Source organism: Aliidiomarina halalkaliphila, assembly GCF_007096385.1.
In the GTDB taxonomy this organism is placed as follows: domain Bacteria; phylum Pseudomonadota; class Gammaproteobacteria; order Enterobacterales; family Alteromonadaceae; genus Aliidiomarina; species Aliidiomarina halalkaliphila.
The window spans coordinates 256,279-283,097 of sequence record NZ_VJWL01000002.1 but is presented as its reverse complement, the minus strand read 5'-3'; the positions used below and the strand labels follow the sequence as shown (position 1 = coordinate 283,097).

Sequence of the window (26,819 nt, the reverse complement as noted above, 5' to 3'; positions counted from 1 at the left end):
CCGTTACACTCACAGAGCAGAAGGGGAAAGCAACATGCAAGGCCATACAGTCGAAAAAATTGGTGGAACTTCCATGAGCGATTACGAGGCGGTTCGCGACAATATTATTGATCTGAATCGTCCTCCCCATGCTCTGTATAACCGTGTGTTTGTTGTGTCCGCCTATTCGGGCACAACAAACGGTTTGCTGGAAGATCAATCCACTAACAAGCCCGGTGTATACGCCCTGTTCGCCAATGATGATTCCGATTCAAAATGGAGTGACCGCCTCACTGAAGTTGCCGACGAAATGTTAGCGCGTAATAAGAAGCTATTTCCCAATGAACATACGCGTCGTCATGCGGATCAACTGGTAAACGATCGCATCGAAGGCATTCGCAACTGCCTACTGGATCTCCAGCGTATTTGCTCCTGTGGTCATTTCCAGCTTGAGGAGCATTTATCCACAGTACGGGAAATGCTTGCAGGTCTTGGCGAAGCCAATAGCGCGTTTAATCTTGCCCTACTTATGCAACACGAAGGGGTGAATGCGCGCTTTGTCGATCTCACCGGGTGGCAAGAAACCGACAAGCTCTCCATCGATGACAAAATTAAAAAAGAACTGGCAGATTATGATTTCAGTAAGGAAATGCTGATTGTAACCGGCTACGCCCATTGCAAGGAATCCATGCTCCGGGCTTATGGTCGCGGCTACAGTGAAATTACCTTTAGTAAAATTGCGGAAATCACCGAAGCAAAAGAAGCCATTATCCATAAGGAATATCATTTGTCGTCGGCAGACCCGAAGGTGGTGGGCGATGAGAAAGTCAGCCCTATTGGACGCACCAATTATGACGTGGCAGATCAGTTGTCATTAATTGGTATGGAGGCTATCCATCCGAAATCAGCCAAAGGTCTGCGTAAAAAGAATATTCCTCTGCGTGTGAAAAACACCTTCCAACCGGACCATGACGGGACCTTAATCACTAACGATTACGTGAGTGATGAGCCCTGTGTTGAAATCGTGGCGGGGAAACACAATGTGTTCGCCCTTGATGTATTTGATCAAGATATGACCGGCGAGCAAGTTCACTTTTTGAATATCCAGCAGATTGCCCAAGACTGTAAAGTGTCATTGTTGGCCCGGGAACATAATGCCAATACTGTCACGCTCTACATTAGTAGTGGTTTCCAAGGTATTAATAAGCTCAAAAAGCGCCTGCAGGATAACTATGTGAACGCGGAAATATCGAGCCGGAAAGTGGCTGTTATTTCCGTAATTGGCAGTGATATGAATGTACCTGGCATATTGGCAGACGTGAGTAATGCGTTAGCCGACGACAATATTAGCATCCTGGCGATCCAGCAGGGAATGCGCCAGGTGGATATCCGAGTGATTGTTAGTAACGACAGTTACAAAGACGCCATTCGCGCACTGCACCGCCGCTTTTTTGAATCAAGCAAAGTAGTATGCAAGCATAAAGTCGCTTAGAGCAAGCGCGCTTTAAAACGGCGACCTTTGAGTTTGTCGTTATTTAAACAGGACAAAGCCAGTTTGGCTTTGTCCTTTTTGATCGCCACGTAGCTATTAATGCTTTGTATGCTGATCTTGCCGACGCTATCAAAATCTAAAACGTTATTCCGTGTCAGCGCACCCACGATGTCGCCCGGACGTAACTTATCTTTTTTCCCACCCATAATATGGATAGTGGTCATTTCCGCGTGTAAAGGACGCACCTGTTGAGCTGCAGACTCAGGCAACTGTTGCGGCTGGCCCAGCGTTGGCATCGTATCTTGCAAGAGGCGGAATTTGTATTCGTCCGCAGGCGTAACCAAGGTGATGGCCAGGCCAACCTCACCGGCGCGCCCGGTACGCCCCACGCGATGGATATGCGTGTCAGTGTCGTGGGCCATGGATACGTTAATCACCATATCCAAGGCTTTAATATCGAGACCCCGCGCAGCCACATCGGTGGCCACCAGTATGCGAACGCTCTTATTGTTAAACTGCAGTAGAGTTTGTTCCCGATCTCTTTGCTCTAAATCCCCATGCAGTGCCTGCACACTAAAGCCGACATTATGGAGAACTGTAAACAGCGCATGAGTCTCACGCTTGGTATTGCAAAACAAAATGGCATTGTCAGGCTGGCGCTCGAGTAACAATTGAATCACGGCATCTTCGCGGCTATCGCTAGATACTTCATAAAATACTTGCTCGATACTGTTCTCAATAGGATTCTCTTCCACAACAACGTGCTTCGGCGATCGCATCAAACGCTCGGTAAGGCTCGCAATTTGAGAAGGAAAAGTGGCACTAAAGAGTAATGTCTGTCTGGTGGCAGGTGTAGCCGCGATAATCTGATCGAGCTCCGCCTGAAAGCCCATATCTAACATGCGATCCGCTTCATCGAGCACTAATGTTTGTAAGCGCGAAAAGTGAACTCGTTGCTGAGTGAGATGATCCAGAATACGTCCTGGCGTGCCCACAATCACATGAGCGCCATGTTGCAGCGACTGAGTTTGAATTCGGGAAGGAACACCGCCACATAGGGTTAACACTTTGATGTTGGCCTGACTACGTGCCAGCCGACGGATTTCATCAGCGACCTGCTCGGCAAGTTCTCGGGTCGGACACAGCACTAGGGATTGCACATGAAAATCCGCTGGATTCAGGCGCGCAAGTAAACCTAAAGCAAATGCAGCTGTTTTACCGGAGCCTGTCTGTGCCTGCGCGATGACGTCATCACCCGCTAACATCGCGGGCAAACTTTGCGCCTGAACCGGCGTCATCTGATTGTATTGAAGGGTTTTTAGGGTGGCTAACTGCTCGCTCGACAGCGGCAGATTGGCAAAATCAGTCACAGACATCACTTATTCATCTTAGCGGGCAAACGCCCTGCGTCACAAAACGCCAGTATATCAAGTGTGGACCCTCCCGACGATATGAATCACCCATACGATCAAACTGACCATGAGTATATAAACATAAGTGCGCCACCGCACAGACAGCTTTAAGCCGCCCATTCATAATCACAGCCATGTTGAATTCTACAACATACGGGGTTGGATATTACCCCGTATCACTATATCGAGAGGATATACACAATGCGTCCTACATTATTTAATTGGTCCAGCACACCCAAGTGGTTTTTGCTGGCAATCGTTGGCACCTTCTTGGTTGCCTGTAACGATCATGGGCGTGGGCCTATTCTCGGAACAGACGGCAATGTTGCCTTATCACCCACCGTCACAGCAGTGGCACCTGCTAACAATGCGACCAATGTTACTGTCATCAATCCGACAATAACGGCTCAATTTAGTGAGCCGGTCAACGCCTTAACAGCAGCAGACTTTACGGTAACGTGCGCGAGCCCGTGTACCACCCCAACCGGAACCGTCACGATGAACGCCTCGAACACTATGGCGACATTCACCGTAACCGATCCAGCAGAACTAAGCAGTTCAACCGTGTATACGGCAACCATCGTTAACGCGACCAGTCGCAGTAACGGACTGTCGATCGCACAGCCTTATGTTTGGAGCTTCACTACCGGTGCCGCATTAGTCAGCACGCTTCCACGGGTGACCTTGACCGTTCCAGTAACCACGGAATCGGATCCAACACCTAATGTGAGTGTCAATACATTGATTACTGCCGAGTTTACTAAAGACATGGCGGCGGAAACCTTTACCGACACTAGCTTTACCGTAACTTGTGGAACGCCTTGTGTGAATCCGACAGGCTCGGTGTCGTATAACGTGGCATCGAAACGTGCTGAGTTTACACCGACAGGAAGTTTAGACTGGGAAACCACCTATACGGTTACTATTCATAGCTCGGTCACCGACTTGGCTGGCAATGAGCTTGCCGGTAATCAAGGCGATGCCACCAGCGCAAGTGATTACATTTGGAGCTTCACTACTGCAGCCGCCCCAGTTGCCACGCTTCCTCGCGTGTCTTCAACTGTACCGGCCACATCAACGTCGTCTGAGCCGACCTCGAATGTAGTCGTTAACACGGTGATTTCCGCAGAGTTTACGAAAGAAATGGACGCGGATACCATTACCGACGCCACCTTTATCGTGACCTGTGTGTCCCCTTGTGTGAATCCCGTAGGCTCTGTCTCATACAACATGGCATCGAAGAGCGCCGTGTTTATACCAGAAGATAATTTAGACTGGGACACGACCTACACCGTAACAGTAGATAGTTCAGTGACCGACCTAGACGGTAACGAACTTGCCGGCAATCAGGGTAATGCGACAACTGTAAGTGATTACATTTGGCAATTCACCACAGGCTCTTTAGTGGATACGACACGCCCACGGGTAACCATTACGGAACCGGTAACTTCAAGTAATGGCCCCACGGAAAATGTTCCGGCAAATACTGCCATCACAGCGGTATTTAGCGAGAGCATGCTCGCCAGCACAATCGATAGCCAAACTTTCACGCTCACCTGTGAAACACCTTGTGTGTCTCCTGCTGGTGCCGTGTCGTACGTATCCGGCTCAAAGAGTGCGGTGTTTACACCTGAAGAGAATTTAGAGGAAGGTACAACCTACACGGCAACAGTATTTAAAGAAGTAACTGACCTTGCCGGTAATCAATTAGCAGGTAACCAAGGACCGGTTACCAGTGCTAGTGATTACATTTGGACTTTCACCACCGTTGCAGCCGTGCCGGCGGATAACATTTTTGTTCTATCTACTGACCCAGGCGATGGCGATTTCATGGCCGTATGCCCGAGTGCAAGTATTAATGCCACTTTCGAAATCCCCTCAGGTGTTCGCCTTAATCCAACGACTGTAAACGACATGACGTTCATTGTGGTTGAAAACGACAATCCTGCGAATAGCGTTACTGCTGAATCCATCATGCTTGATCAAGATACAGGCACCATCATCACCTTTATCCCTCAGGAAGAGCTTCCAGAGAATGTGACTTACCTTGTCACCATCAAAGGCGGCCCTGATGGCGTGAAAGATCTCATCGTTCCGGGCAACGAAATGCTCGAAGATTATGAATTTACCTTTACTACTGAAGCACCAACCGAAAGTTGTTTGGAGCCTGTGGATCTCGGCACCGCAGCCCCATTTGGAACGTTCGGTGGTAGCGCTGGTGTTACTAACCAGGGTTTACTTACCATTGTGAACGGCGATTTAGGAACCACTGCGACGTCAACATTGGTTACAGGATTTGTATCTGAGCCAGGTTGTGAATACACCATTACTACGCTAAATGAAGGCCAAGTGAATGGCAAAATATTCACTGCTCCACCGCCTCCAACAGTTGCGTGCCCACAAGATGGTACAGCAGAGACTGAAGCCATTGCAATTCAGGCGCGCCTCGATGCAGAAGCCGCATTCATTGCACTATCGCCAGCCAACATGCCCGGTGGTCAAAACCCAGGTAACGACAATCTTGGTAGCTTGACACTTACCCCAGGTATTTATACAGCACCTAGTGGATCATTTCTTATCCAAGGTGGCGATCTTACGTTAGACGCACAAGGCAACCAGAACGCGGTATGGGTATTCCAGATGGCGACCACGCTTACCGTGGGCGGCCCTGGTGCTGATTTCCCACAAAGCGTTGTTTTAACAAACGGTGCACAAGCGAAAAATATCTTCTGGCAAGTTGGTAGTGCAGCCACCATTAATGCAGGGGGCGGCGGCAATATGAAAGGAACCATCATTGCTCAGGATGGAGTCAGTATTTCAACCGCTGGCAACGTCGATATCGTGACCTTAGATGGTCGGGCACTATCTCTGACCGCATCAGTTACGATGGTAAACACCGTGATTAATGTACCTGCAGAGTAATGGAGAACATGATGAAAACGAATAAAATTACCCAAGCGATAGGTGCGCTGGCCATACTCGGCATGTCGGTACCCGCGGTAGCCGCTGATCAAACCGGATGGTTTATCGGCGGAAGCGGTGGACGGGCACACGCGACCATCGCAGAGAAAGAAATCATTGCCGACTTGCTGGCAGCCGGATTTGAAACCACAGATTTTAGCACCGACAGAAAGGACTTCGGTTATAAGCTCTTTGCTGGCTATCAGTTCAATCCAAAGTTTGCTATTGAAGCCGGTTACTTTGATTTAGGAACCTTCGATTACACAGCCACAACAGACCCAAGTGGTAGTAAATTCGGAACCCTAAGTTTTAGTGGTTGGAATCTCGATTTTGTCGGCACCATGCCGCTTACTGAACGCGCCGCATTGATTGGTCGCTTTGGTGTGCATGAGGGCAAAACCAATACCAACTTTGTCGGGACCGGTGCAGTGAACGTGCTGACCCCGCATTATCAAAGCAAAGACTTTGACTTCAAAATTGGCGTGGGGTATCAGTATCAAATTAGCGATTCCTGGACCTTCCGCCTAGAAGCTGAGCGCTTCCGCATGGATGATGCAGTTGGCAACGCGGGCGATATCGACTTGTTCTCGATGGGTGTGATCTATCGCTTTGGTGCGCGTAAGCACGCCCCTGTAGCAGCACCTGCACCAGCGCCGGCACCGACGCCTGCTCCAGCCCCTCCAGTTGCAGCAACTGAGCAATATTGTAGTGCTCTAGAAATGCAATTTGAGATTGGTCAGGACAGTGTCGAGCGCGTGAATCGGGAACACATTCAAGTACTGGCAACCTTCATGACCACCTATCCAACCACTAAGGCTATTATTCAGGGCCATACGGATAATGTGGGCACTATTGAAGATAACCAAGCGCTATCGGAGCAGCGTGCGCAGCGGGTCGTCGACTTCCTCATACGTGAACATCGTATCGCAGCTAGTCGTCTGAGCGCTGTGGGCTACGGTGAGACGCGCCCAACCGCCAGCAACAGTACCGTTGAAGGTCAACAAGCCAATCGTCGTATCAACGCCGTGATTGATTGCGCGAACGATATGGCAGGGCTTAGTACACTGCCTGCGCGCACAACCTTAGCCATGGCACTTGAGTTCGATGCCAATAGTGCAACGGTCGATGCCAAGTATCACCATCAATTGGAGAATGTGGCGAAATACTTACACGCCAATCCAGATTTGATTGTGACGCTTGAAGGCCATACCGACAATGCGAATCCAGCTATGGCGCAAGCCATATCGGAACAACGCGCTCAAAACGTTGCCGATTATCTGGTGAATCATTTCCGGGTAGATCGCTCACGTCTGAATGTGGAAGGCTTCGGCGCCACACGTCGTGATACATACAACATCACCGCGTCGCATCGTCAAGATAACCGTCGGGTGAATATTATCCTTGGATACCCTAAATAACCTTTAGGGCTTACCAACCTTTAACGTGTGCCTGGTTAGTTGTTCCAGGTACGCGTTTTTTTTATTGCTGTTTTCGTAGTTTGGGTTTGTAGTGGATTAACCGTTCGCACTCTGTTTTCACCACTTGATAGCATTCACAACTACGATCCTCGAGCTTGTCGCGGTCTTTGATAGTTAAGCGACCACGGTGATACTCGATAACCCCTAGCTTTTGTAATTTCCCCGCCGCCACAGACACCCCTTCCCGACGCACCCCGAGCATATTCGCAATTAATTCTTGAGTCATCGTCAGCACGTTACTAGGAATGCGATCGAGTGACAGTAACAACCATCGGCATAGTTGCTGATCAACACTGTGATGCCGATTGCATACGCCCGTTTGCGCCATTTGTGTCATCAATGATTGTGTATAACTCAAGAGCAGCGTTCGGAAATGGCTATCCTGAGCAAATTCTTCTTTTAATACATGTGCAGGCAAACGGTATGCCACTCCGGCACTCTGAACAATCGCTCGATGTGGCGTACTATCGCCGCCCAAAAATAACGAGGTACCAAGAATGCCGTCGTTTCCGATTACGGATATTTCCGCAGAATCGCCATTTTCCATCACATAGATCAAAGATACGATTGAGTTTGTCGGGAAGTATGCATGCTTGAGAATATCGCCAGATTCGTAAAGGGATTGCCCCAAAGGCAAATCAACTTTTTGCAGATGTGGAGCTAACCGTGCCTTTAGCTCCGTACTGAGGGCGTTCAGCAAATAATTTTGCTCCGGTGTGGATAGCGGATAACTACCGCAGTCCATTTGTTTGATCGAGTTCATGCCGCGCCCATCCATTATATTCTTGGAGATCCAACTCGTCATAGTAGCTGTTATCGGGCACGAGCGTGAAACTTTATCGTGAAATGAGCATGAGAAAATCGCATCCTTCGCCTAAACCTTGATATCCAGAGGCACGGGACATCCGTGCCGCTAGGTTATTTTTGATGTGCTTTGAACACAACCTCACCATGTTTTACCACAAGCGCAACAGATTCAAGATGCGCAATATTTTGCAGTGGATTCTCTTGCAGAACAACAAAGTTGCTCTCATACCCTTCCTTGAATTCACCTATCTTGCGGTCGGTAAATAAACGCTGTGGTCCTATCTTTACAGCGCTATCTAATAATTGCTCGGGTGTGAAGATTCCAAAATTCTGCAAGTATTTAAGTTCGTGCACCACATTCACATCAAAGCGGTCGGTACCAGGGATAATCGCGACCCCTGCCGCATGCAAGCGGCTTAAATTGTTGATTTGAAGTGCTTGTACTTGCGCCAACTGCTCAGGGTTATCGGGATATACCATTTCACTCACGCTGACAGTGGTAATCACCGCCGTGCCTTGTGCCGCGGCCTGCTCGATAATTGCATCGGAGAGTCGGTAACCCTCTGGGTCATAACCCCGTTCCCAACGATAACCGGGTAAATGCGCGATGATATCAACACCGGCATTCACCGCTGTGGTGAAATCTGCATTGCTCTCCACATGCGCTACCACCCGTAAACCGCGCCGTTGCAGTTCTGCGGTTAAAGGCTGCACAAGCTCTGCTTGCAAGCCGTTAATACCATGGAAGCTCGGATTACCACGGCGCTCTTCTCGATCCGAATGGACTAAAATGATTTTGATAAATTCGCTGCTACTGGCGTTAATCAACGGCCATTTTTCATCGATATCCGCGATGGAGTCGATCACGATGTAATCCCGATCATGGATGTCTGCGGCAGTCACACCTTCATCGGCAAAACTCTGTAACGCCATACGTAACGGGTGCCCATCGGAACTCGAGATACAGGCTCCCGCCAATTGAATATCTAAACTGGTTTGGTCCAAGATAGTCCGAGTTTCCGCGGCATTGTGATGACTCCCACAAAGCATCAGGCCATACAAAATACCAGCTCGTTCGTAGTTGGGTGCAAAGTTGTTAGCAAGCCAAGGGTTTTGTAAATTATGATTATGACCTTCTACAAGGGGAGGAATAACAAAACCTCCTCGCAGATCCAACTCGTCATCAATCACGTCGGGAGTCGTGGTTGTAAGCACGCCCTCAATGGAATACCAGATTTGTGATACGAATGCGCCCTCTTGATACCACATTCCGTTAACCATACGAATTGTGCTTTGCCCCGCGCTAACCGAAGCTGATACACAGAAGCCTAACGCCACGAACAGTAACATCAGAGTTTTCATTATTTTTCCTCGCTTGAGTGCGCATCCCAGATCATAATCTCGCCCGCGGTACTCAACAAAATTAATTGTTGGTTTACCCACGCCGGACTCCCCATAAATCCACCACTCGCCATGACTCGTGCCATAACGCCATAGAAAGAGTCTTGCCAGGTGCCGTTGCTCATATCCCGACGCAAACGATCGTTCTCACCTAAAATTTGGTACACGTCATTAAGATAGGCACCATGGCGGCTTTCCCAAATCACCGACCCGTTCATTTTATCAAGGGCAAGGAGGCGCCCCGTCATGGTGGCGGTGAGTACTGCATTGCTAAACACAAGCGGTGAGCTGTATGTCCACGCGCCTGTCAATGCGCGCCATGCTTCCTCACCGGTATCCCGATGCAAAGCAAGCATTAACCCGGTATCCGAAGTACCTAAGTAAACATGCAGATCATCCACCGATACCGTAGGCACGACCCACGAACGACGCATATCATAGCGCCAAATTTCTTCGCCAGATAGGCCCGTTAGTGCATACATATAGCCATCGCGACTTCCAATAAACACTGTGTCATCAACCACCGTAGGGCTTGCTTGAATGCCGCGCCAAACGTTTATTCTTTGTTCCGATTCAGTGTCAAATTTCCATCGTAGCACGCCATCCGCATGTTGAATCGCATACACGGCGCTGTCCCAACTTCCCACGACAATCAGATCGTTCAACAAGGTCGGTGAGCTGTGTACGTGTCCGCCTGTTTTGAACGCCCATTGTACATTCCCTGTTTCAGTATTCAGTGCATACACATGATGATCGCTGCTACCAAATACCACTAAATTATCGACCACGAGAGGCGACGACTGCATCAAGTCCCATGCATCCTTCACTAGCTTGTTATTCGCCACACCGAGGTAATTATAAGCGGCAAACGTTGATTCGCCTTGCGTCTCAAACGACCACTGAATAGCACCATCACTGAGGTTAATGGAATAAAAGGCACCCGCTTGACTCAAAAAGTACACTTGTCCGTCGTTTACCGCAGGTGTCGAACGAATTGCACCGCCGCTATCAAAAGCCCAAATTAAACGCTTATGCTCGAGCGAGAACGCGTAGAGCACACCATTGTCTGTGGCCGCTAAAAGCGTATCACCGGATATCACGGGCGATGCAGTAATAGTGGCAGGGAGCCGGTGTTGCCATACGAGGGAAAGTTTCTCGGGAAATGCATCGGTAATGACCGCGTTGCGATCGGTACTTCCTTTGAAAGTCGACCAATCGCTCGCTGCCGCTTGCGCTTGACTGAAGAACAATAAAACAGCCAATAAAAGCAGGCTCAAGGTACTGAACCCGAACCCACGTTCGGATATTTGAGTGGAGAATGTATTCACAATAATGCCTCGTTTTAGTCAATGTGCATCGACAGTACGAGACCCGGATACAAAGAGGAACTTAATAAACCTAAAGGATTATTAAGGTGCCCTGACTAACGCCTTGAATCGCTCCATAAGACCCCTGTAGCCCTGATGATCGGCGACTTTCTCATACAAGGGATCTGCAGCAAACCACAGTGCCTCAACTTGTTGCTCAGCGAGTGCTTGGTCGAGATATGTCATGGCTGAATTGGCATCCCCGGCAATAATCGCATGACGGGCTAGCGACAGCGGCGGCCCATAATGACCTAGGCGGGAACTCGGTAATTCCTCTTTTAATATTCCATGAACTGCCGCTAAACCTTCGTCTTGGAAAATCATTTCATACCGATAGACGCTTTTGTCGGGCAAGTCAGCGAGCTTCATCAGGGCGTACAAATGCGACCACGCCATTTCATCATCGTCGGCAGCAAGCCCGATGAGCTGGCCAGATACGTGCAGCCCATAGGTGGGCGCATCACTTTCTAAAATGCGATTTATTTCTCCCCGTGCCGAGTCAAGATCACCCATCATCAAATGCAACCAGGCCACTGCGGGTATCGCATAAAACTCCGGGTAGGATCGACGGAGCTCATGAATACTCTCCGCGACACGGTCAGTTTCACCCATGGCCAGCATCATTTCTGCATAGCTGAGTAGGAATTCCGGCGTGTGCGTCTCTCGGGTGTACGCTTGCGTAAGTTCCTCATGGGCTCGAGTAAAGTCCCAGAATCCATAGAAATACACCTGCGCAGAAATCCAATGCAAGTGCGGTAACTCGCTATCCAGATCTCGAGCACGATCCAACAGAGAAGCCAGCTCTTGACCATGCTCTTTTAGTTGTGCCACTGGAATTTTGAATAACTTGGCCTGTACTAACCCCAGATAGGCTGAGGCATCTGGCCCTTGCGCCAGCACCTGTCGAAATAAACGCATGGCGTCGTCGGGAGAGTCGTGCAGGAGCGCTTGGGCGTCGGCGATCAACGCAGACGGTGGCTCAATGTCCGTCGTCGTGTCTGAGAGCCTGACAGTAAGTAATGCGACAATGGCGACCACCGCGATGCCTGTGCCCCACCACCAACGAGTGCGAGAGTGAGATGATCGATTTAATTCAGCTCTTTCAGTGACGGGGAGCCAACAATAGCCGGATCCAGGAATAGTCTTAATGAACATCTCCGAGGATGTTTGCCCAAGATACTTACGCAACTGACTAACCGCCACCGTAATGCTCTCTTCGCTCACAACCCGTGGTGCCCATACCTCCTGCAGCAGTGTCTCTTTGTTGAACACCGATTGCGGCTGTTCACAAAACAACTGCAATAGCTTGGCTAAACGTGGCTCTAACTCAATGCGTTTCTCTTGCGGCGACAACAATACGGCCGTAGCGGGAATAAACGTCCACCCGTTAAAACGATAGGCTATGTTAGCTAGCCAAGGTTGAGAGTCTTTCACGCTCGATTTCATGACGCCCGAGAGTTCCATTCTTAGTTGATTTAAAAGGGACTGCATTTCGAAAGCACAATGCCAAAGGCGCTGGGCGCAACCGCGTCGTCGTCGCCCAAACATCCTAACCGTCTAGTCTAGGTTTGCTTCCGCTTGCTCCCGCACATGACGCTCAAGACTTGTTAAGCCATACGCTTTACCGAGCGCGATCGCTTCTTCGAGTTCTACCCCTTGATGCCAGTGCGCCCGTAATGCCACCATGGCACCCACTCGGTTAGCGCTTGCACAGTGCAACAGAGACGATTCACCTTCAATGCGATTCATCACCTCATGGAAAATACCCACATAGTGCGGTGTTAAATCAGCACCGCCGGCAATCGGAATATGGAAGTACGCCATGGTTTCTTCCGTTGCCCACGCGGCGGGGTTAAAGTCTTCGGTTTCTGAAGGCGGTCGCAGGTTTACCACGTTTTTTACACCCAGCTCTGCAAATGCTGCGAGCTGCTCACGGGTGGGCTGACCACCTGTAAAATGTTCAGCAGTGGGCCGCTGGATATTAAATACATCTGCCACCGATTCAGGGATGTCTAAACCGGACTCGTGATGATCACGGGCTTCCACGCAGCCAGTGAGCATTAATAGGCTCACCACCATAGCGCCCAACAAAATAACAGTCGTGCTTTTCATAAATACTCCTCTAATGATGTCCTACAACTACAGTAAATGTCGCTGTTAAGGCAAAGATAACGGCGACGCAAATCATTTCAATATAAATGACCGTCGAGAGATAGGGCGAAACGGTACTATCTGCTAAGCGTGGCACGATTATCCATTTATTCAAGGCCGCACAAGTAAGCAAAATAATAACGAGGATCAGTTTAAGAAGTAACGCTATTCCATAGCGTGTTTTCACAAAGTCAGAAGGCGCTGCCAGTAGGTACCATGTCATGGTTATCCCGGCAACGATGAGTATCGCCACGATAATTTGCGCCCACTGACCGAAGGTTTCGAAGACCCGTTGCCAAGTCGCACGTGTTTTTTTACGTGCAGCTAACCATAGCGGCAACAGCGCTCCTGCCCATGCGCCAAAGGCCAGTACGTGCAACATCAGTGCGAGTTGCAACCCGTACGACGATGACGCCAGGTGCCCCCTCACAGTGAAACTCCATATCAACAACCCATAGGCGAACCATAGCAACAGGCGCCAATAGCGAGATTCGCGACCCAGACTAAATCCAATCACCAAGAAGGCAAGGGCTTGGGCCATAGCTGCTTTACCGGGGGGATCCATCAGTAAAAACACCATCAAATCCGCATCAAGCATACCGCGAAGGCCTGATTGGTTGATGCTACCGATGAACAACAGATAACTCGCACAGGCAGCGATACAGCCTATGCAGGCTGCGGCAACACTATAGCGACGATGCATACGTTCGTCTCGATTCCCGAGTTCAAGCGAAGGTGCTCTTTGTTGCCAAAGCATACGTACAAAAGCACCGCCAATAACTCCGGCGGTGCTTGCGTAGATCATGGTGTAGCTAAGTGCTACCCATATATCCCATGTCATCGTTGATTAATCACGATCCAGCACAAACAAAATTGTACCCGACACCCGGTGACCATCTTCACCTATCAACGTCCAAGTGATGGTGTAGTCATCACTTTCAAGCTCCGGAACGCTAATCCGAAAATGATCATTTGCGCGTCGCGCTCGGCGAAAATCAATATCGATCTCGCCATGCTCATTTCCTACTAGCTCAACCGACAACAAACGGACTTCTTCGTTATATTGAAGATGAAGTGCCGAGGGAGAACTTGTGAGCCGATCGCCATTCGCTGGAATTGATTGCACTAATTGACTGTGCGCCTGGGCGCTTTGCATAAGCGCCCCCGCAAACCAAAGTACAAACACCAGCGTCATTTTTGGAAACAATGTCATGGGTATTACCCTCCATTAATTCAGTTAAATACCAAAGTCATCAAATCGGATACGGCTTTGATCCACACCTAATTGCTCTAACATTTTCAGTGTCGCTGTGAGCATCTTAGGCGGCCCGCACACATAAAAATCAAAGGCTTGAATGTCGCTTTGTGCAAGGTATGCAAATACAGCTTCATGAACAAACCCTTCTTCACCTGTCCATTCACAACTGGGTTGTTTTTCCGATAACACAGGAACGTAATTCACTACACCACGTTGATTTAGCTCGTTGAATTCCTGAGCATAGACTAACTCCTGACGGTTTCTAGCACCATAGTAGAATACCATTGAGCGCGGCTCTGGTTCTGACAGCTCCTCTTGAATCAATGCCCGCAATGGTGCCATTCCTGCCCCACCTCCGATAAAGAAGAGTTGTCGATCGGCACCTGGAAGCCGCTGGAACTCACCATAAGGCCCTTCCGCCACAATACGCTGCCCTACTTTCATATTGCACAAGTAGGTTGACCCAACGCCCGGATGGTCGTGACCATTACCAGGAGGTTGGTAACGCACCGTGAACACCAGTTCTTGCGTATCCGACGAAGTCGCCATGGAATAGCTTCGGCGCACTTCCTGGTGCGTGAATACCGCTTCCTTAATATTAATCCATTCCGGAGAGAACGCCTCGGGAACATCAGAAGGTCGGGTTGGTGTTTGTGCAGATGGAATCAAGAACTGCATGTATTGCCCTGCAGAAAATGGAATATCCCCATCATGAACTCGAAAGCGCAATTCTTTGAGCATTGGCGTTAAAAACTCGCTGCTCATAAGCTCAAGCGTGTATTTATGCACATCCATTTCTTTGACTTCTACCACAGGCGCATCGCTAATTTGATGCTGGCAAGCCAAACGGAAACCTTGTTCAAGCTGTTCTTCACTCAGCAAATCACGTTCTGCTGACGTTACCTTAGTTGTTGTCGCCAGTTTCACCGTACACAATCCACAGGTACCGCCTCCACCGCAACCACTTTCAACCGGAATATCATGCTTTTGCAAAGTTTGCAGGATTGTTTTATGCGCTTTATCCTGTAAATTCACATCTTGATTGCCCACCTTAGCTCGCAGTGTCGTATTGCGCAGGCTGACACGCATTTCACCGCTTCCAATGAGCTTCACAAGTAGAATAAGCCCAGACAATGCGAACCACAGGGTAACAATCCCAGCGGTGATAATAACGAGATTATTAAAGTTCCGGCCACCGGTGTAATCTATAAAATGTAATCTAAACATCCAGTCTGCGACCACCCAGGGAGTGTTTCTGTGGTCGAGGACTTGGCCCGAATGGCTATCCACGTACACTCGGGTATTTAGATCGTCATTGTAGTCTATCCGGTAGCCTTGTCCTTGCCATCCATTGAGTTCTCGCGTGCGTGTGATGGCAGCAACCCTTACAGCTTCACCGGGGCCGGAGTAAGTTGTATTGGCAATCTGAATTGCCAAGTTTTGATGAGTTCGCCACGGTTCCCCCGTACGCCCATCAATAAAGCTAATCCCTTCCCCGTGATGTATCTCTACTTGAGGAATATTGGCGATTAGCCGTGTTCTGAGTTTCGTAATATCGCTAAAATCACTCCACCAACTGGGATCCAATGCAGCTACCTGCTCTACATTGAGTGAGAGCGTAGGCGGATGCTGATGATATTGATGTCCTTTCATTCCATGATGGTCCACAAGGGCAAAGTACAGCCCACTGATAGTCCAAAGAATGATTTGCAGCAGAATGATTAGTCCCGTCCAACGGTGGAGCCATTGCATAAATTTCATACCAGCTTCCTCCGCGACGAACGCAATGTTTGGATCACAAGAATGGTTCCGGTAAAGGTAAATCCGAAGGTGGCCAATATAAACCCACGCAACCACCATGTGGTAATGTCGGTTCGGTCCTTGTAGTCCATAATATGAAGCATCCACATAATGTCGAAACCGCGCCAGAAATCATGGCGGCGTACTGTCATTTCCCCAGTTTCTCTATGCAAATACAAACTCGTGCGACCGAAGTCGTCAAAATCAACACGCCAAATAGGCAGGTGAGCCGGATTTAGCTCCGTAGGCGCATTATCCGTTAGCAATTCGACCCGAGTGATTTCAGCCTCACCTTTCTTATAATAACGAGCCGCTAGCGCTTCGATATCTCGGTCGTTGAGCGTGATCGTTGCTAAGTTATTTAAACTGACCAGGAATTTTCGATCAGGCGTATGAAGCTGCGCTACTTCTTGATATTCACCACCGATAAAACGACGCACAACATGCACGTCATGCACATCCGGATAGGCTTTCAACACGTCCGGTAACCGATTCATTGTGGTCTGGTTCGTAAGGGGCTGATCAGCCTCTTGCGTAAGGTGAACACCATGAATAAATGGCAGCTTGAAGAACACCATATACGCACCGGAGATGGCCCAAATAACCATCTGAATACCAACGATCAGCGAAAGCCAACGATGCCAAGTACGATAACTGGAAGACTGCGTTTGCATAGAGAATCCCCAACTAAAAAGCGGCGAAAGCAACTGCTTCCGCCGCTTACAACATTAGAACTGATAACGTAATTTCACATAGAGCTGACGCCCCATCAAATCGTATGTCATCGTATCGGTGTTCGCGTCTGTCCAGCTCCGGATAAACGGCGCTTTCTTATCAAACAGATTGTTCACACCCGCACTTAACGTCCAGTTCTCATCGAAGAACCACATGCCTTGAACATTGTGATAAAACACGTTGGATACACTCGCGCCGATATCACCAGGTGATGCATTGATATCATCCGCGGAACCAATCATGCGTACACCATAGTGGAACTGCCATTGGTCAGCACTAAAGGTCGCTGAAGCATCAGAGCGTAAACGCGCGAAGCTGCCGCTACCACCCGTGATCTTACCCGCATAACGAATCGGGTTAGCTCCCGCAAAAGGTTCTAACGTGTATTCGTCGAGATAGGTCATGTTCACATTGAAACGCGCATCAAGACCAAACATCTGGGTACGGTAGTACATGGATGCATCCACCCCGGATACGGTCTCTGTCGCCACGTTGTCAGGCTGTGCAGATAGGAAGTTAATTGCGCCTGTTAACGGATCACGGGTGAACGTATCAGAACTACAGAACGGATGAGATAGGTTATCCGAGTTGTAACACGCTGATAATTTAGTTGATCCCGCCACTCCGCGAATCGCACTCTTTATTTTTATGTCGAAGTAATCAAGAGTGAACTGGAGCCCTTCCACGTAAGGTACATCCCACACAACACCTGCGGTGAATGTATTGGCATCTTCGGGTTGTAAGTCTGGATTACCGCCCGTGCGCGTCAGTACTGTTGAACCCGACTGGGTGTAACCTGCTGGAACGCCATCTGCTTGACAATTCGCCGCGACTGTTGGATTTGCTCCAGGCTGATCCCATCCTGAACATGGATCAGACGTCGTTAGGTTCCCTTCACCAATACCGCCAAATAGTTCTGGTATATTGGGGACACGGAACGCAGTAGATTGTGTCGCACGTAGCTTCAGGTTGTCATTTACAGCCCAGTGCAATCCGAGCTTATAGTTCCCATCGCTGCCAAAGGTATCGTAATCAGAGTAGCGATATGCGACATCCAAAGCGACATAGTCTGCGAAGTCACGATCGACGAGTAATGGAATCGAGGTCTCAACATAGGCTTCTGATACCGTGTACTCACCGCGCAGGGGTTCTTGACGGTTAGTGTTCATGATGCCGGCAACAACTGATGAGTCCGGCTCACGCCAACCGCTTTCTTTGCGATGCTCTACGCCAAAGGCCACCGGGATCACACCATTACGGGTTTCAAATAAATCACCTGCAATATTTGCGGTAATGGCCCGTTGCTGGTTACCACCGTAATCGTTGATTCGGAAAAGAATATAGTCCATGGCCTCTTGTGAGATATTGCCCAGACCAATTAAATCCGCACAAGGAACTCCGTTACCACAGGTGTCTGGATCGATAGCTCGCCCTAAACGCTCTAAGTTCACAATGTTATCTGCCGCATCGTTTCCTGTCGTGCGACCAAAATTATAGGCCACTTCCCACGACCAATTGTTGTCCCAGAGTCCATTTAAACCTGTCACCATGCGGAAGGTATTTACGTCTTGTTCGAAATGACGTGGACCTGCTTCTTCAAGGCGGCGCTGTACGATTCGAATGTCCTCTCCCACAGGGTTATGTGGGTGATCGGCGGAGTAGTCTAAGTTGCGCAAGGTACCTGGGGTCGCAATTTGATTTGAACGACGGTTGTTATAAAGCACTTCTGCAAACGCATAGGTTTCCTGACCAATTCGATAGTCACCGAAGCTCGAGAAGCTCAATGTGGTCACAGGATTGACCGCGTTCAGCATGTTGAAGAAATCAACGTTGTGAACTGCTGGATCATAGGTGTCATATCCTTTCGGATCGCCACCTGGTGTTTGGTTGAAGTTAATCTGCCGGCCGGTTTCTGGGCCGCTTGTAATGACAGCGCGACCACCTGGCGTAGAAGCACTACCGAAGCAGCCTAATTGGCCAGGAGATGTTTCTGCAAGCGCACAAGCGGCGCGATCTGCCATATTTACTGCTTCTGTTGAACGATAACTTAACGTCGTTGTTAAGCGACCGCGATCCGAAGAGGTTCCGAGCATCATATTGACCGATGTTTCCTCGCCATCACTCTTATCGGTGCTCGCGAAACGCGCTTCTGTCATGAAACCTTCAAAATTCTTGCGAGTAATGATATTCACGACACCGGCAACTGCATCGGCACCATAAATCGCTGATGCGCCGTCTTTCAATACCTCGACGCGTTCAATCATGGTCACTGGAATGGTATTTAAATCGACAGCTGCATTGGCTCCGGTACCACCATTCACTACGCGACGCCCATTGAGTAGCACCAAGGTACGGTTGACCCCTAGGCCCCGCAAGTTCACTTGGGTTGTTCCCCAGCCACCGCCAACCCAATAAGCACTGGTTTGGTTGCCGCCAAAACCGGCGGATGCTGACATCTTCTGAAGCAAGAGCTCCATTGAAGTCACGCCCGACAATTCAATATCTTCTGCCGTGAATACTTGAATTGGGGCCGCACTCTCGGCTTCACTGCGCAGTACTCGTGAACCGGTCACAGAGATGCGTTCTACCCGCTGTTCTTGCGCGTCTGGTTGTGTGTTTGTTTCTTGTGCAAATGCGCTTGAGCTAGGTGCGACAATAAATCCGACCGCAATAGCAACGCTTGATAATTTATGCATTTTCATGATTCCTCCGGCATGTGCCTTGTTGTTATCTTATGCACTTCTATTCATAGCAGCGATCTTGTTGTATATGCAACTTTAATTAATCGCTCACCCGATACGTATCCAATTGTTTTTATTTTAAATTTTGACCGATAACGGGCCCAAGCCGTGATTTTTAAACGACTTGTATAGATAGCTATATGCATTTAGTGTGTGTGTTTTAAAGCATTTTTTGAGTTCGTACCTCCTTGCCAAGGCTAAGTTGTATGTGCATATATATATTACTAATATGAATAAGAATTTATTTATTGCGCCAAATAAGTTTAAAAAACGTGCACTTTTTTATTTTTAAATCAACCTTTACGCTTGCCTATAAACGGGTGAGCACTGGGGCGCACGTGTCATCACCCGCATCTTGTCTAACTTAGCCAGTCGGTTGCGTACCTTTCAGTCGTAACTGCCACTCTTCCCGCAAGCTATACAGCACCGGTACCACGAACATGGTAAGCACCACAAAGGTCAACCCACCCACGGTCGGTATGGCCATAGGAATCATCAAATCGGCACCACGCCCTGTAGCTGTTAGTACTGGGAACAAGGCCAAAATGGTGGTAGCACTGGTCATCAAGCACGGACGTACCCGCTGGAGTCCCGCCTCAACGACGCGCTCACGAATAGCCTCGATGCTATCGCTGGCCCCTTCATTGAATCGTTGTTTCAGGTATGTCGCCATCACCACCCCGTCGTCTACGGCGATACCAAAGAGGGCTAAGAAGCCAACCCAGACGGCCACGCTTAAGTTGGTCACATCGAACTGGAAGATTTCCCGTAAGGTGACCCCTTGCGTGATCAAGGGCACTGAAAAATTGGCAAACCAAGACTGACCATAGAGGTAGAGCATAATGAAGCCCCCGCCCCAAGCGACGGCAATGCCACTAAAGACCATCAAGGCCGTGCTCACTTGTTTAAATTGCAGGTACAACAAGATAAAGATAAGCGTCAATGACAGTGGAATAACGACCTTCAACGTTTCCATCGCGCTTTGTTGTTGCTGGTAGCTTCCTGCAAAGGTGTAACTGACTCCTATTGGCAGCCTTAACTCGCCTCGGTCCCGAGCCTGTTGCAGATGCTCGCGAGCTGCCTCTACCGCTTCGACTTCCGCAAAACCAGATGCGGCCCCGAATGTGACATAAGCGGTGAGGAAGGTATTCTCCGAGCGAATCATTTGCGGCCCACGCTCAAAGCGGATTTCCGCCAGTTCCGAGAGCGGTACCTGAGTTCCGTCAGGTGTTGCAACGAGGATGTTATACATGGCTTCGATGTCGTCGCGTTGTTCGCGTTGATAACGTACCCGAATCGGATAGCGTTCACGCCCTTCCACGCTCCGTGTCACCTCAACACCGCCAATGGCAGCTGCCACGGTATTCTGTACCGACTGAATTCGCAGCCCATAGCGGGCAATCTGATCCCGATTCAGGTGAATCTCAAGATATGGACTTCCGACGACACGTTCGGCGTTTACAGAACCCGAACTAACCCCTGGCGATGTGCGCAATACAGACTCAATCGCCAATGCGGCTTGTTCCAATGCCGCTAAATCTGGGCCTTGTACTTTCACCCCCATGGCCGCTCGCATTCCCGTTTGCAGCATGAGTTGGCGTGTTTCAATCGGTTGCAAACGTGGTGCTGATGTTACCCCTGGCACGTCTGCAGCACGCACGATTTCATCCCAAATATCCCGCGGGCTCTGGATATGATCACGCCACTGCCGATAAGGGCGTCCGCGACGATCTTCAATCAGATTACCTTGGCCATCCCGCACGAATTCACCTTGGCGGTTTACACGGAAATTCAGACGACGGCCGTTGGCATCAGTTTTAAATTCACTTTTGTAGTTAATCACGGTTTCGATCATCGACACTGGTGCAGGATCAAGCGCCGTTTCCGCGCGACCAATCTTACCCACCACGGTATCGACTTCCGGAATTGCAGCGATCGCACGATCTTGTTGACTCAATACATCCAATGCTTCGCCAATAGATGCGTGCGGCATGGTGGTTGGCATCAGAAGGAATGAGCCTTCGTCGAGCGGCGGCATAAACTCCCGTCCCAACCCAGGCATAATCACCAAGCCGGCGATCACCACCAAAGCTGGCAATGCTAAAAACAAGGCTTTGAACCGCAAACACCAGCGCAAAATATGGGCGTAGAAGTGAATAAGAATTGAGAAGCCACCTACCACGATCGCGAATAGCCCACCCACGAACAGAATATTACGAAACGAGCCAGCACCAGGACCCAAAGGCTCCCACAGCCCCGCTAAGATCACTAACACCACAAAGGTCAGCAGTGCATAGCTTCCATGATAAAGCCGCTTACGTTGCGCTAACCACTGATCCACAACCTTGAACCGGTCGCTTAGCAGTATCCGCAGCATAATTGGCACCACCACCAATGCAAGCACTATGGCCGCAAGCAACACTAAGGTTTTAGTGTAAGCCAATGGGGTAAACAGCTTCCCTTCCGCACCTGTCATAGTAAATACCGGTAAGAAGCTAATCACCGTGGTTGCAATGGCAGTCAACACCGCAGGTCCCACTTCCTTTGCACCTTTAACGATGGTTTCGGTTACCTCAAGGGACGGATGTTTCTTGCGCAATCGCAGTATATTGTCGGTGACGATGATGCCCATATCGACAATAGTACCGATCGCGATAGCGATACCTGCTAACGCAACAATATTGGCTTCCACACCGAGCATACGCATCCCGATGAATGTCATCAGTACCGCCAACGGCAGCATGGTGGCAATGGTGAGTGCTGCGCGAAGATGCAGCAACATAAGCAATACCACTGCTGCGGTGATCAGTAATTGCTGAGTGAGAGCATCATTTAAGGTGCCCAGAGTTTCCATGATCAACGTAGAGCGATCGTAGAACGGCACAATGGTGACTTGGCTGAGGTTCAGCCAATCAGGCCATCGCTCGCGCGGATGCGCTTGCAACCACTGAGCCCATTGTCGTTGCTGAGCATCATCAAAGTTCAAGGTTGCCGATTGATAGTTCGGTAATCCCTGTTCGCGCGCGAAGGAGCGCACTTGTGATTCGGAAACAGCATTCCAATCAATCACAGCACGCGCTGGAAGGCTTGCCGCAATCTCATCAATCCGCTGTTTGGTATTTTCGATCGCAGCAAGCGGATTAAATCCCTCCCGCACCGTCACCACACCACCCACGGCTTCTGCACCGGCGACATCAAGGGCACCGCGACGCTCTGCGGGACCGAAATTCACACTGGCCACATCGGAAACTCGAATGGGTGTATTGTCGCTCGCCAAGCGCACAACCGCTTGTTCTATATCGTTGAGGGATTTAATAAAACCAACGCCCCGCACGATATACTCAACTTGATTAATCTCTGTGGTACGTGCGCCAATATCTAAATTCGACTCGGCCACAGCGGCCATTACTTGCTCTAAGGTGACATCGAAATAGCGGAGCGCATCTGGGTCGATATCGATTTGGTACTCACGTACATAGCCGCCAATGGAGGCCACTTCACTAATCCCTTCCGCGGCCAAAAGGCCATAGCGAACGTACCAATCTTGCACCGAACGCAACTCGTCCAGATCCCAGCCACCAATCGGTTGGCCATCGGGGTCCCGCCCTTCAAGGGTATATAAATACACTTGGCCAAGCCCGGTGGCGTCTGGTCCAAGGGCAGGTTGTACTCCCTCCGGCAAGGTGCCGCCGGGTAAACTCGCCAATTTCTCCAATATCCGAGCACGCGACCAATAAAACTCCACATCCTCATGGAAGATTACCGAAATACTGGAGAAACCGAACATCGACAGAGTCCGAACATCTTTCACTCCAGGCACGCCCATCAATTGTACCGACAATGGGTAGCTCACCTGGTCATCAACGTCCTGAGGAGAACGCCCAGCCCACTCGGTGTAGACGATTTGCTGATTCTCGCCAATGTTGGGAATGGCATCCACCGCAACCGGCGATCGCGGCATGGAGGTGTCCCATTGAAACGGAGCAACCGCGATACCCGCAAAAATGACTAATACCGTAAAAAGCGCAACAATCAGTTTGTTTTGCAACAACCATTGTGTCATTCGTGTTGCCCTCCATCGCCACTGAGCAAGCCTTCATGATCGCCGCAGCGCAGCATTTGTGCACCGAAATACGGATTCAACAAGGTATCGTCTTGCTGTAACCAATGGGCTCCTTGGCCACGACGGGCCATGGGGCAAAACATCAGGTGCAGGTCGCCGTGATGAAAACCCGCTTGCGCGAGTGCAATCATGCCTTGGGAATGATCAAAAAAGTGGTCGCGGGCGGTGGCAATGCGAGCTACATGATGCGCATGCCCCATACCTTGCTCAAGCAAACCTTGCACATCGGCGAATGACGCAGGCCAGTGCACTGCATCAACTTCGGTATAGAAATCTTCTGCTGCGGATTGCCAAGCGCTTAGATCATCGCTATGCAATGCTTCCCACATGTGATGGTAGGCCCGAAAAAGCGGTTCAAGGTGCAGCTGCGCATCAAACTCTATTTGTTCGGCGACAGCACTGGGCTGAATATGCGCATTCTGGTCATGGGCACTATGGTCATACGCGTCATCGTCATGGCTGCCATGGCCATGATGTTCATGACCCGTTGGGCCACCACCCTCGGGTGCCATCATGCTAGGACGACCGCGAAGTTGTAGCTCACTGTCGATGCGGAATGCACCACGACTCACAATCAATTCGTCTGCTTCAACACCGCTGAATACTTCGTAGCGATCGCCGAGACGACGCCCCAGTTCCACAGTGCGTGCTTCAAACTCGCCTCCCTGTGGTTCGGTTTGCACGTAAACCACAGCGCGTTTGCCAGTAATCAACGCTGCTGATTTGGGAATGGTCAGCACATCTGCTTCTTCAATTTTTGCGGTCGCTCTGGTAAAGGAACCAGCAACTAACGCGCTTTGAGTATCCTCGATCGCGACGCGCACAGTGCGCGTACGACGCTCAGGATCGATACGCGGAGCGATGGATACCACTTCACCCGTAAGCCGCTCTTGGGCTGTCCCCAAGGCAAATTCGAGGGTTTGACCGACTCGGATATAGGCTAAGTCCCGTTCAAAAACTTCAAACAACGCCCACAACTGTCGACTATCTGCTAGCTGGAGCAAAACATCACCGGTATTCACATAATCGCCCTGACTCACGTTGCGAGTGACCACTAGGCCAGAACTCGGCGCACGGATGGTAATGCGATCACGCGCTTCGCCTCGCTCGATAATCTGCGCGATTTGTTCTGGGCTTAATCCCAATAAACGCAAACGCTCTTTTGCAGCACGCAAAGTCATAGCCTGTGAGTCACGCAGAAAGGCTGGTGCATCTTGATTGGCCTGCCGATGTGCTTGCAATAACTCCTGTTGAGCAACAAATAAATCCGGGCTATACAATTCTACGAGGGGAGTATTCTTGTCCACTTGCGCACCCGTATAATTGACATATAGCCTTTCGATACGCCCACCCGTCCATGCACTGATCGAGGTGAGTGCTCGTTCATCAAAGTCGATTTGTCCGGTAAGACGAATCTCATGATACGCGCTACCACGACGCACAGGCTCGGTTTGCAAACCAAGCAAGGCTAAGCTGCGACCACTGAACTCGATGCGTACGAATTCGTCGTCGGAGCCACCCGCGGCCACTGGAATCAGCTCCATGCCACAAATAGGGCAACGCTCATTCGGATCGGATGACCGAAAATGCGGATGCATCGAGCACGTATATTCTTGGGTTTGCGAACTGAAGGCTCCTTGCAAGTCGCCGTTTTCATGATCGGTATGATCATGCTGCGCATGGGCGTTGTGATCATGAGCATGGTCATGCGGGGGCGTTTGAAAAGCTATCCCAAGTGCCAGCGTGCCTACTGTCATCACAACAAACAGGGCCGCAATGGCCGTTACGGTATTTAGTTTTTTCATGGAGACACCTCAGCATCGATCGCTGGAACAATAAGGGATTGGATAGTGGCCACTGCCGTTAATTGATTGGCGAGTGCACGGCGGTAGGCGAGTGAAAAGCTCAACCATTCTTGTTGACTCGCAACAACATCCGCAAAGGTCGCATTACTATTACTATATTGACTGAGTACCGATGCAACTGCCTGCTCGGCGCGCTGCACCAGCACATCACCGTAGAGCTGTCGGTTACGTTCAGCCTCACGCCATTGATAAAGGGCCATGCTTAGCTCCGCCTGAACTTCAAGCCGTGCCGCTTGCAATCGCGCTTCACCACTTTTGATATTCGCTCCGGCAGCTTCCTGCAATGCGCGGTAGTTCGAACGCCAAATCGGAAGCGAAAACGACACCATGCCCGCGAAAGTACCATCGCCCATATCGGTATCCATATATTCAACACCGAGCATGAGACGCGGAAGGCCCGCACGACTCGCAACATCTCGCCCTACATAGAGCGCTTGCAGTTCATACTGCGTTGCCAGCAAGGTCGCATTCTGTTCGTTTGCTAACGCATACAAAGCGTCGGCATCAGCTGGCAAATGGGCATATGCTTGGTGGGTCGTGGCCAGTGAAAAGTGGCTAGGCAGTGGTGCCCGCGCATCACGTCCTAACGCGCTATTCAGGCGTGCTTGTTGCGATGTTTTTAAGGCCTTTAAATTCTCATAATCACTTTGGGCAGCATCGCGTGTGTTCTGGGCACGCAATAGATCGCTCATCGCCCCATTGCCCGCTGCGTACTGCTGCTCAACAACGTGCACCACGTGCGTCAGCAAACTGATAAGTTCATTTTGCAGCTGTAGGTTTTCCTGAACATAGAGAAATTCGCTAAACGCCGTCACCACATTTGCCGCTAGATCAGCTTGTACCTGCAGAAGCCGCGCTTCGGCTGCGCGATGTTCCGCGCGCGCTTGTTCGATGGCCATACTGCGGCGTTGGAAAATGGGGATATCCTGACTGAGCGCAAGAGTGCGATACCCAGAATCATTAATGCCCTGGCTTAAACTGACTTCTGGATCCATAAAAGCGCCCGCTGCCGTCATATTGGCATGGGCACGCTCAAGATCTGCCTTCGCGGCTAGAACTTGCGGGTGGTATTTCTGGGCGTGCCGGATTAAATCGGCAATTTCCGCATCAACAGGTAAAGGCATCGCCTGCTGATGATTAGAAGTCGCACTAATCGCGCTGTAGTCTGGCTGATAACTCGCACAGCCTGAGACAAAAATGACAACCAACAAGGCGCAAAAGCGCAATGGGTGACGATATAAAAACATGG

At 50.0% G+C, this 26,819-nt stretch carries 17 protein-coding genes; 3 read left to right on the top strand and 14 right to left on the bottom strand.

Annotated elements, in window-relative coordinates; all coding sequences use genetic code 11:
• The first annotated feature begins 34 nt into the window (after nt 1-34).
• Entirely contained in the window at nt 35-1,471 is a 1,437-nt protein-coding gene (locus FM042_RS07870; protein WP_143235876.1) for an aspartate kinase, read from the top strand.
• On the opposite strand, the gene dbpA is transcribed toward FM042_RS07870, so the two are convergent.
• A complete protein-coding gene (gene dbpA, locus FM042_RS07865; protein WP_143235875.1) occupies nt 1,468-2,847 on the bottom strand; it encodes an ATP-dependent RNA helicase DbpA in 1,380 nt (459 codons plus the stop codon). The genes FM042_RS07870 and dbpA overlap by 4 nt on opposite strands.
• Before the next feature lie 237 nt (nt 2,848-3,084).
• Here dbpA and FM042_RS07860 point away from each other — a divergent pair, with 237 nt between their 5' ends.
• Entirely contained in the window at nt 3,085-5,805 is a 2,721-nt protein-coding gene (locus FM042_RS07860; RefSeq protein WP_143235874.1) for an Ig-like domain-containing protein, read from the top strand.
• Nucleotides 5,806-5,813: 8 nt separating this feature from the next.
• Nucleotides 5,814-7,262 (top strand): OmpA family protein, encoded by a 1,449-nt coding sequence (locus tag FM042_RS07855; RefSeq protein WP_232366403.1) that lies wholly within the window; start codon nt 5,814-5,816, stop codon nt 7,260-7,262.
• Between the two features lie 61 nt (nt 7,263-7,323).
• On the opposite strand, the gene FM042_RS07850 is transcribed toward FM042_RS07855, so the two are convergent.
• The 13 genes from FM042_RS07850 to FM042_RS07790 form a co-directional block, all read right to left on the bottom strand.
• Complete coding sequence (locus tag FM042_RS07850; protein WP_143235873.1) at nt 7,324-8,085, bottom strand: Crp/Fnr family transcriptional regulator; 762 nt, start codon at nt 8,083-8,085, stop codon at nt 7,324-7,326.
• 155 nt (nt 8,086-8,240) lie between these two features.
• Nucleotides 8,241-9,491 carry an amidohydrolase family protein gene (locus tag FM042_RS07845; RefSeq protein ID WP_143235872.1) on the bottom strand — a complete coding sequence of 417 codons (1,251 nt, stop codon included), beginning with the start codon at nt 9,489-9,491 and terminating at the stop codon, nt 8,241-8,243.
• Complete coding sequence (locus tag FM042_RS07840) at nt 9,491-10,807, bottom strand: outer membrane protein assembly factor BamB family protein (protein WP_185960744.1); 1,317 nt, start codon at nt 10,805-10,807, stop codon at nt 9,491-9,493. The genes FM042_RS07845 and FM042_RS07840 overlap by 1 nt, the downstream gene beginning before the upstream one ends.
• A 132-nt stretch (nt 10,808-10,939) precedes the next feature.
• Entirely contained in the window at nt 10,940-12,331 is a 1,392-nt protein-coding gene (locus FM042_RS07835) for a winged helix-turn-helix domain-containing protein (protein ID WP_185960743.1), read from the bottom strand.
• Between the two features lie 123 nt (nt 12,332-12,454).
• Nucleotides 12,455-13,009: a fused DSP-PTPase phosphatase/NAD kinase-like protein gene (locus tag FM042_RS07830; RefSeq protein WP_143235869.1), complete on the bottom strand. Its 555-nt coding sequence runs from the start codon at nt 13,007-13,009 to the stop codon at nt 12,455-12,457.
• Nucleotides 13,010-13,019: 10 nt separating this feature from the next.
• Nucleotides 13,020-13,889, bottom strand: a complete 870-nt coding sequence (locus FM042_RS07825; RefSeq protein WP_143235868.1) for a copper resistance D family protein — start codon at nt 13,887-13,889, stop codon at nt 13,020-13,022.
• A gap of 6 nt (nt 13,890-13,895) precedes the next feature.
• Nucleotides 13,896-14,261, bottom strand: a complete 366-nt coding sequence (locus FM042_RS07820; protein WP_143235867.1) for a copper resistance CopC family protein — start codon at nt 14,259-14,261, stop codon at nt 13,896-13,898.
• 24 nt (nt 14,262-14,285) lie between these two features.
• Entirely contained in the window at nt 14,286-16,067 is a 1,782-nt protein-coding gene (locus tag FM042_RS07815) for a 2Fe-2S iron-sulfur cluster-binding protein (protein WP_143235866.1), read from the bottom strand.
• The gene (locus FM042_RS07810; RefSeq protein WP_143235865.1) at nt 16,064-16,780 is read right to left on the bottom strand and encodes a PepSY domain-containing protein; all 717 of its coding nucleotides are present in this window, start codon (nt 16,778-16,780) and stop codon (nt 16,064-16,066) included. The genes FM042_RS07815 and FM042_RS07810 overlap by 4 nt, the downstream gene beginning before the upstream one ends.
• 54 nt (nt 16,781-16,834) lie before the next feature.
• Nucleotides 16,835-19,537 (bottom strand): TonB-dependent receptor, encoded by a 2,703-nt coding sequence (locus FM042_RS07805; RefSeq protein ID WP_143235864.1) that lies wholly within the window; start codon nt 19,535-19,537, stop codon nt 16,835-16,837.
• A 409-nt stretch (nt 19,538-19,946) separates the two neighbouring features.
• On the bottom strand, nt 19,947-23,645 hold the full coding sequence (locus FM042_RS07800) for an efflux RND transporter permease subunit (protein WP_143235863.1): 3,699 nt from the start codon (nt 23,643-23,645) through the stop codon (nt 19,947-19,949).
• Nucleotides 23,642-25,510 (bottom strand): efflux RND transporter periplasmic adaptor subunit, encoded by a 1,869-nt coding sequence (locus FM042_RS07795; protein WP_143235862.1) that lies wholly within the window; start codon nt 25,508-25,510, stop codon nt 23,642-23,644. The genes FM042_RS07800 and FM042_RS07795 overlap by 4 nt, the downstream gene beginning before the upstream one ends.
• A complete protein-coding gene (locus tag FM042_RS07790) occupies nt 25,507-26,817 on the bottom strand; it encodes a TolC family protein (RefSeq protein WP_143235861.1) in 1,311 nt (436 codons plus the stop codon). Before FM042_RS07790 ends, FM042_RS07795 begins: the two co-directional genes overlap by 4 nt.
• Between the last annotated feature and the right edge of the window lie 2 nt (nt 26,818-26,819).

Excerpts from the sequence above, each read along its gene's own strand:
- FM042_RS07870 (WP_143235876.1), top strand. The coding sequence starts at position 35 with ATGCAAGGCCATACAGTCGAAAAAATTGGTGGAACTTCCATGAGCGAT.
- dbpA (WP_143235875.1), bottom strand. The coding sequence starts at position 2,847 with ATGTCTGTGACTGATTTTGCCAATCTGCCGCTGTCGAGCGAGCAGTTA.
- FM042_RS07860 (WP_143235874.1), top strand. The coding sequence starts at position 3,085 with ATGCGTCCTACATTATTTAATTGGTCCAGCACACCCAAGTGGTTTTTG.
- FM042_RS07855 (WP_232366403.1), top strand. The coding sequence starts at position 5,814 with ATGATGAAAACGAATAAAATTACCCAAGCGATAGGTGCGCTGGCCATA.
- FM042_RS07850 (WP_143235873.1), bottom strand. The coding sequence starts at position 8,085 with ATGAACTCGATCAAACAAATGGACTGCGGTAGTTATCCGCTATCCACA.
- FM042_RS07845 (WP_143235872.1), bottom strand. The coding sequence starts at position 9,491 with ATGAAAACTCTGATGTTACTGTTCGTGGCGTTAGGCTTCTGTGTATCA.
- FM042_RS07830 (WP_143235869.1), bottom strand. The coding sequence starts at position 13,009 with ATGAAAAGCACGACTGTTATTTTGTTGGGCGCTATGGTGGTGAGCCTA.
- FM042_RS07825 (WP_143235868.1), bottom strand. The coding sequence starts at position 13,889 with ATGACATGGGATATATGGGTAGCACTTAGCTACACCATGATCTACGCA.
- FM042_RS07820 (WP_143235867.1), bottom strand. The coding sequence starts at position 14,261 with ATGACATTGTTTCCAAAAATGACGCTGGTGTTTGTACTTTGGTTTGCG.
- FM042_RS07815 (WP_143235866.1), bottom strand. The coding sequence starts at position 16,067 with ATGAAATTTATGCAATGGCTCCACCGTTGGACGGGACTAATCATTCTG.
- FM042_RS07810 (WP_143235865.1), bottom strand. The coding sequence starts at position 16,780 with ATGCAAACGCAGTCTTCCAGTTATCGTACTTGGCATCGTTGGCTTTCG.
- FM042_RS07805 (WP_143235864.1), bottom strand. The coding sequence starts at position 19,537 with ATGCATAAATTATCAAGCGTTGCTATTGCGGTCGGATTTATTGTCGCA.
- FM042_RS07800 (WP_143235863.1), bottom strand. The coding sequence starts at position 23,645 with ATGACACAATGGTTGTTGCAAAACAAACTGATTGTTGCGCTTTTTACG.
- FM042_RS07795 (WP_143235862.1), bottom strand. The coding sequence starts at position 25,510 with ATGAAAAAACTAAATACCGTAACGGCCATTGCGGCCCTGTTTGTTGTG.
- FM042_RS07790 (WP_143235861.1), bottom strand. The coding sequence starts at position 26,817 with ATGTTTTTATATCGTCACCCATTGCGCTTTTGCGCCTTGTTGGTTGTC.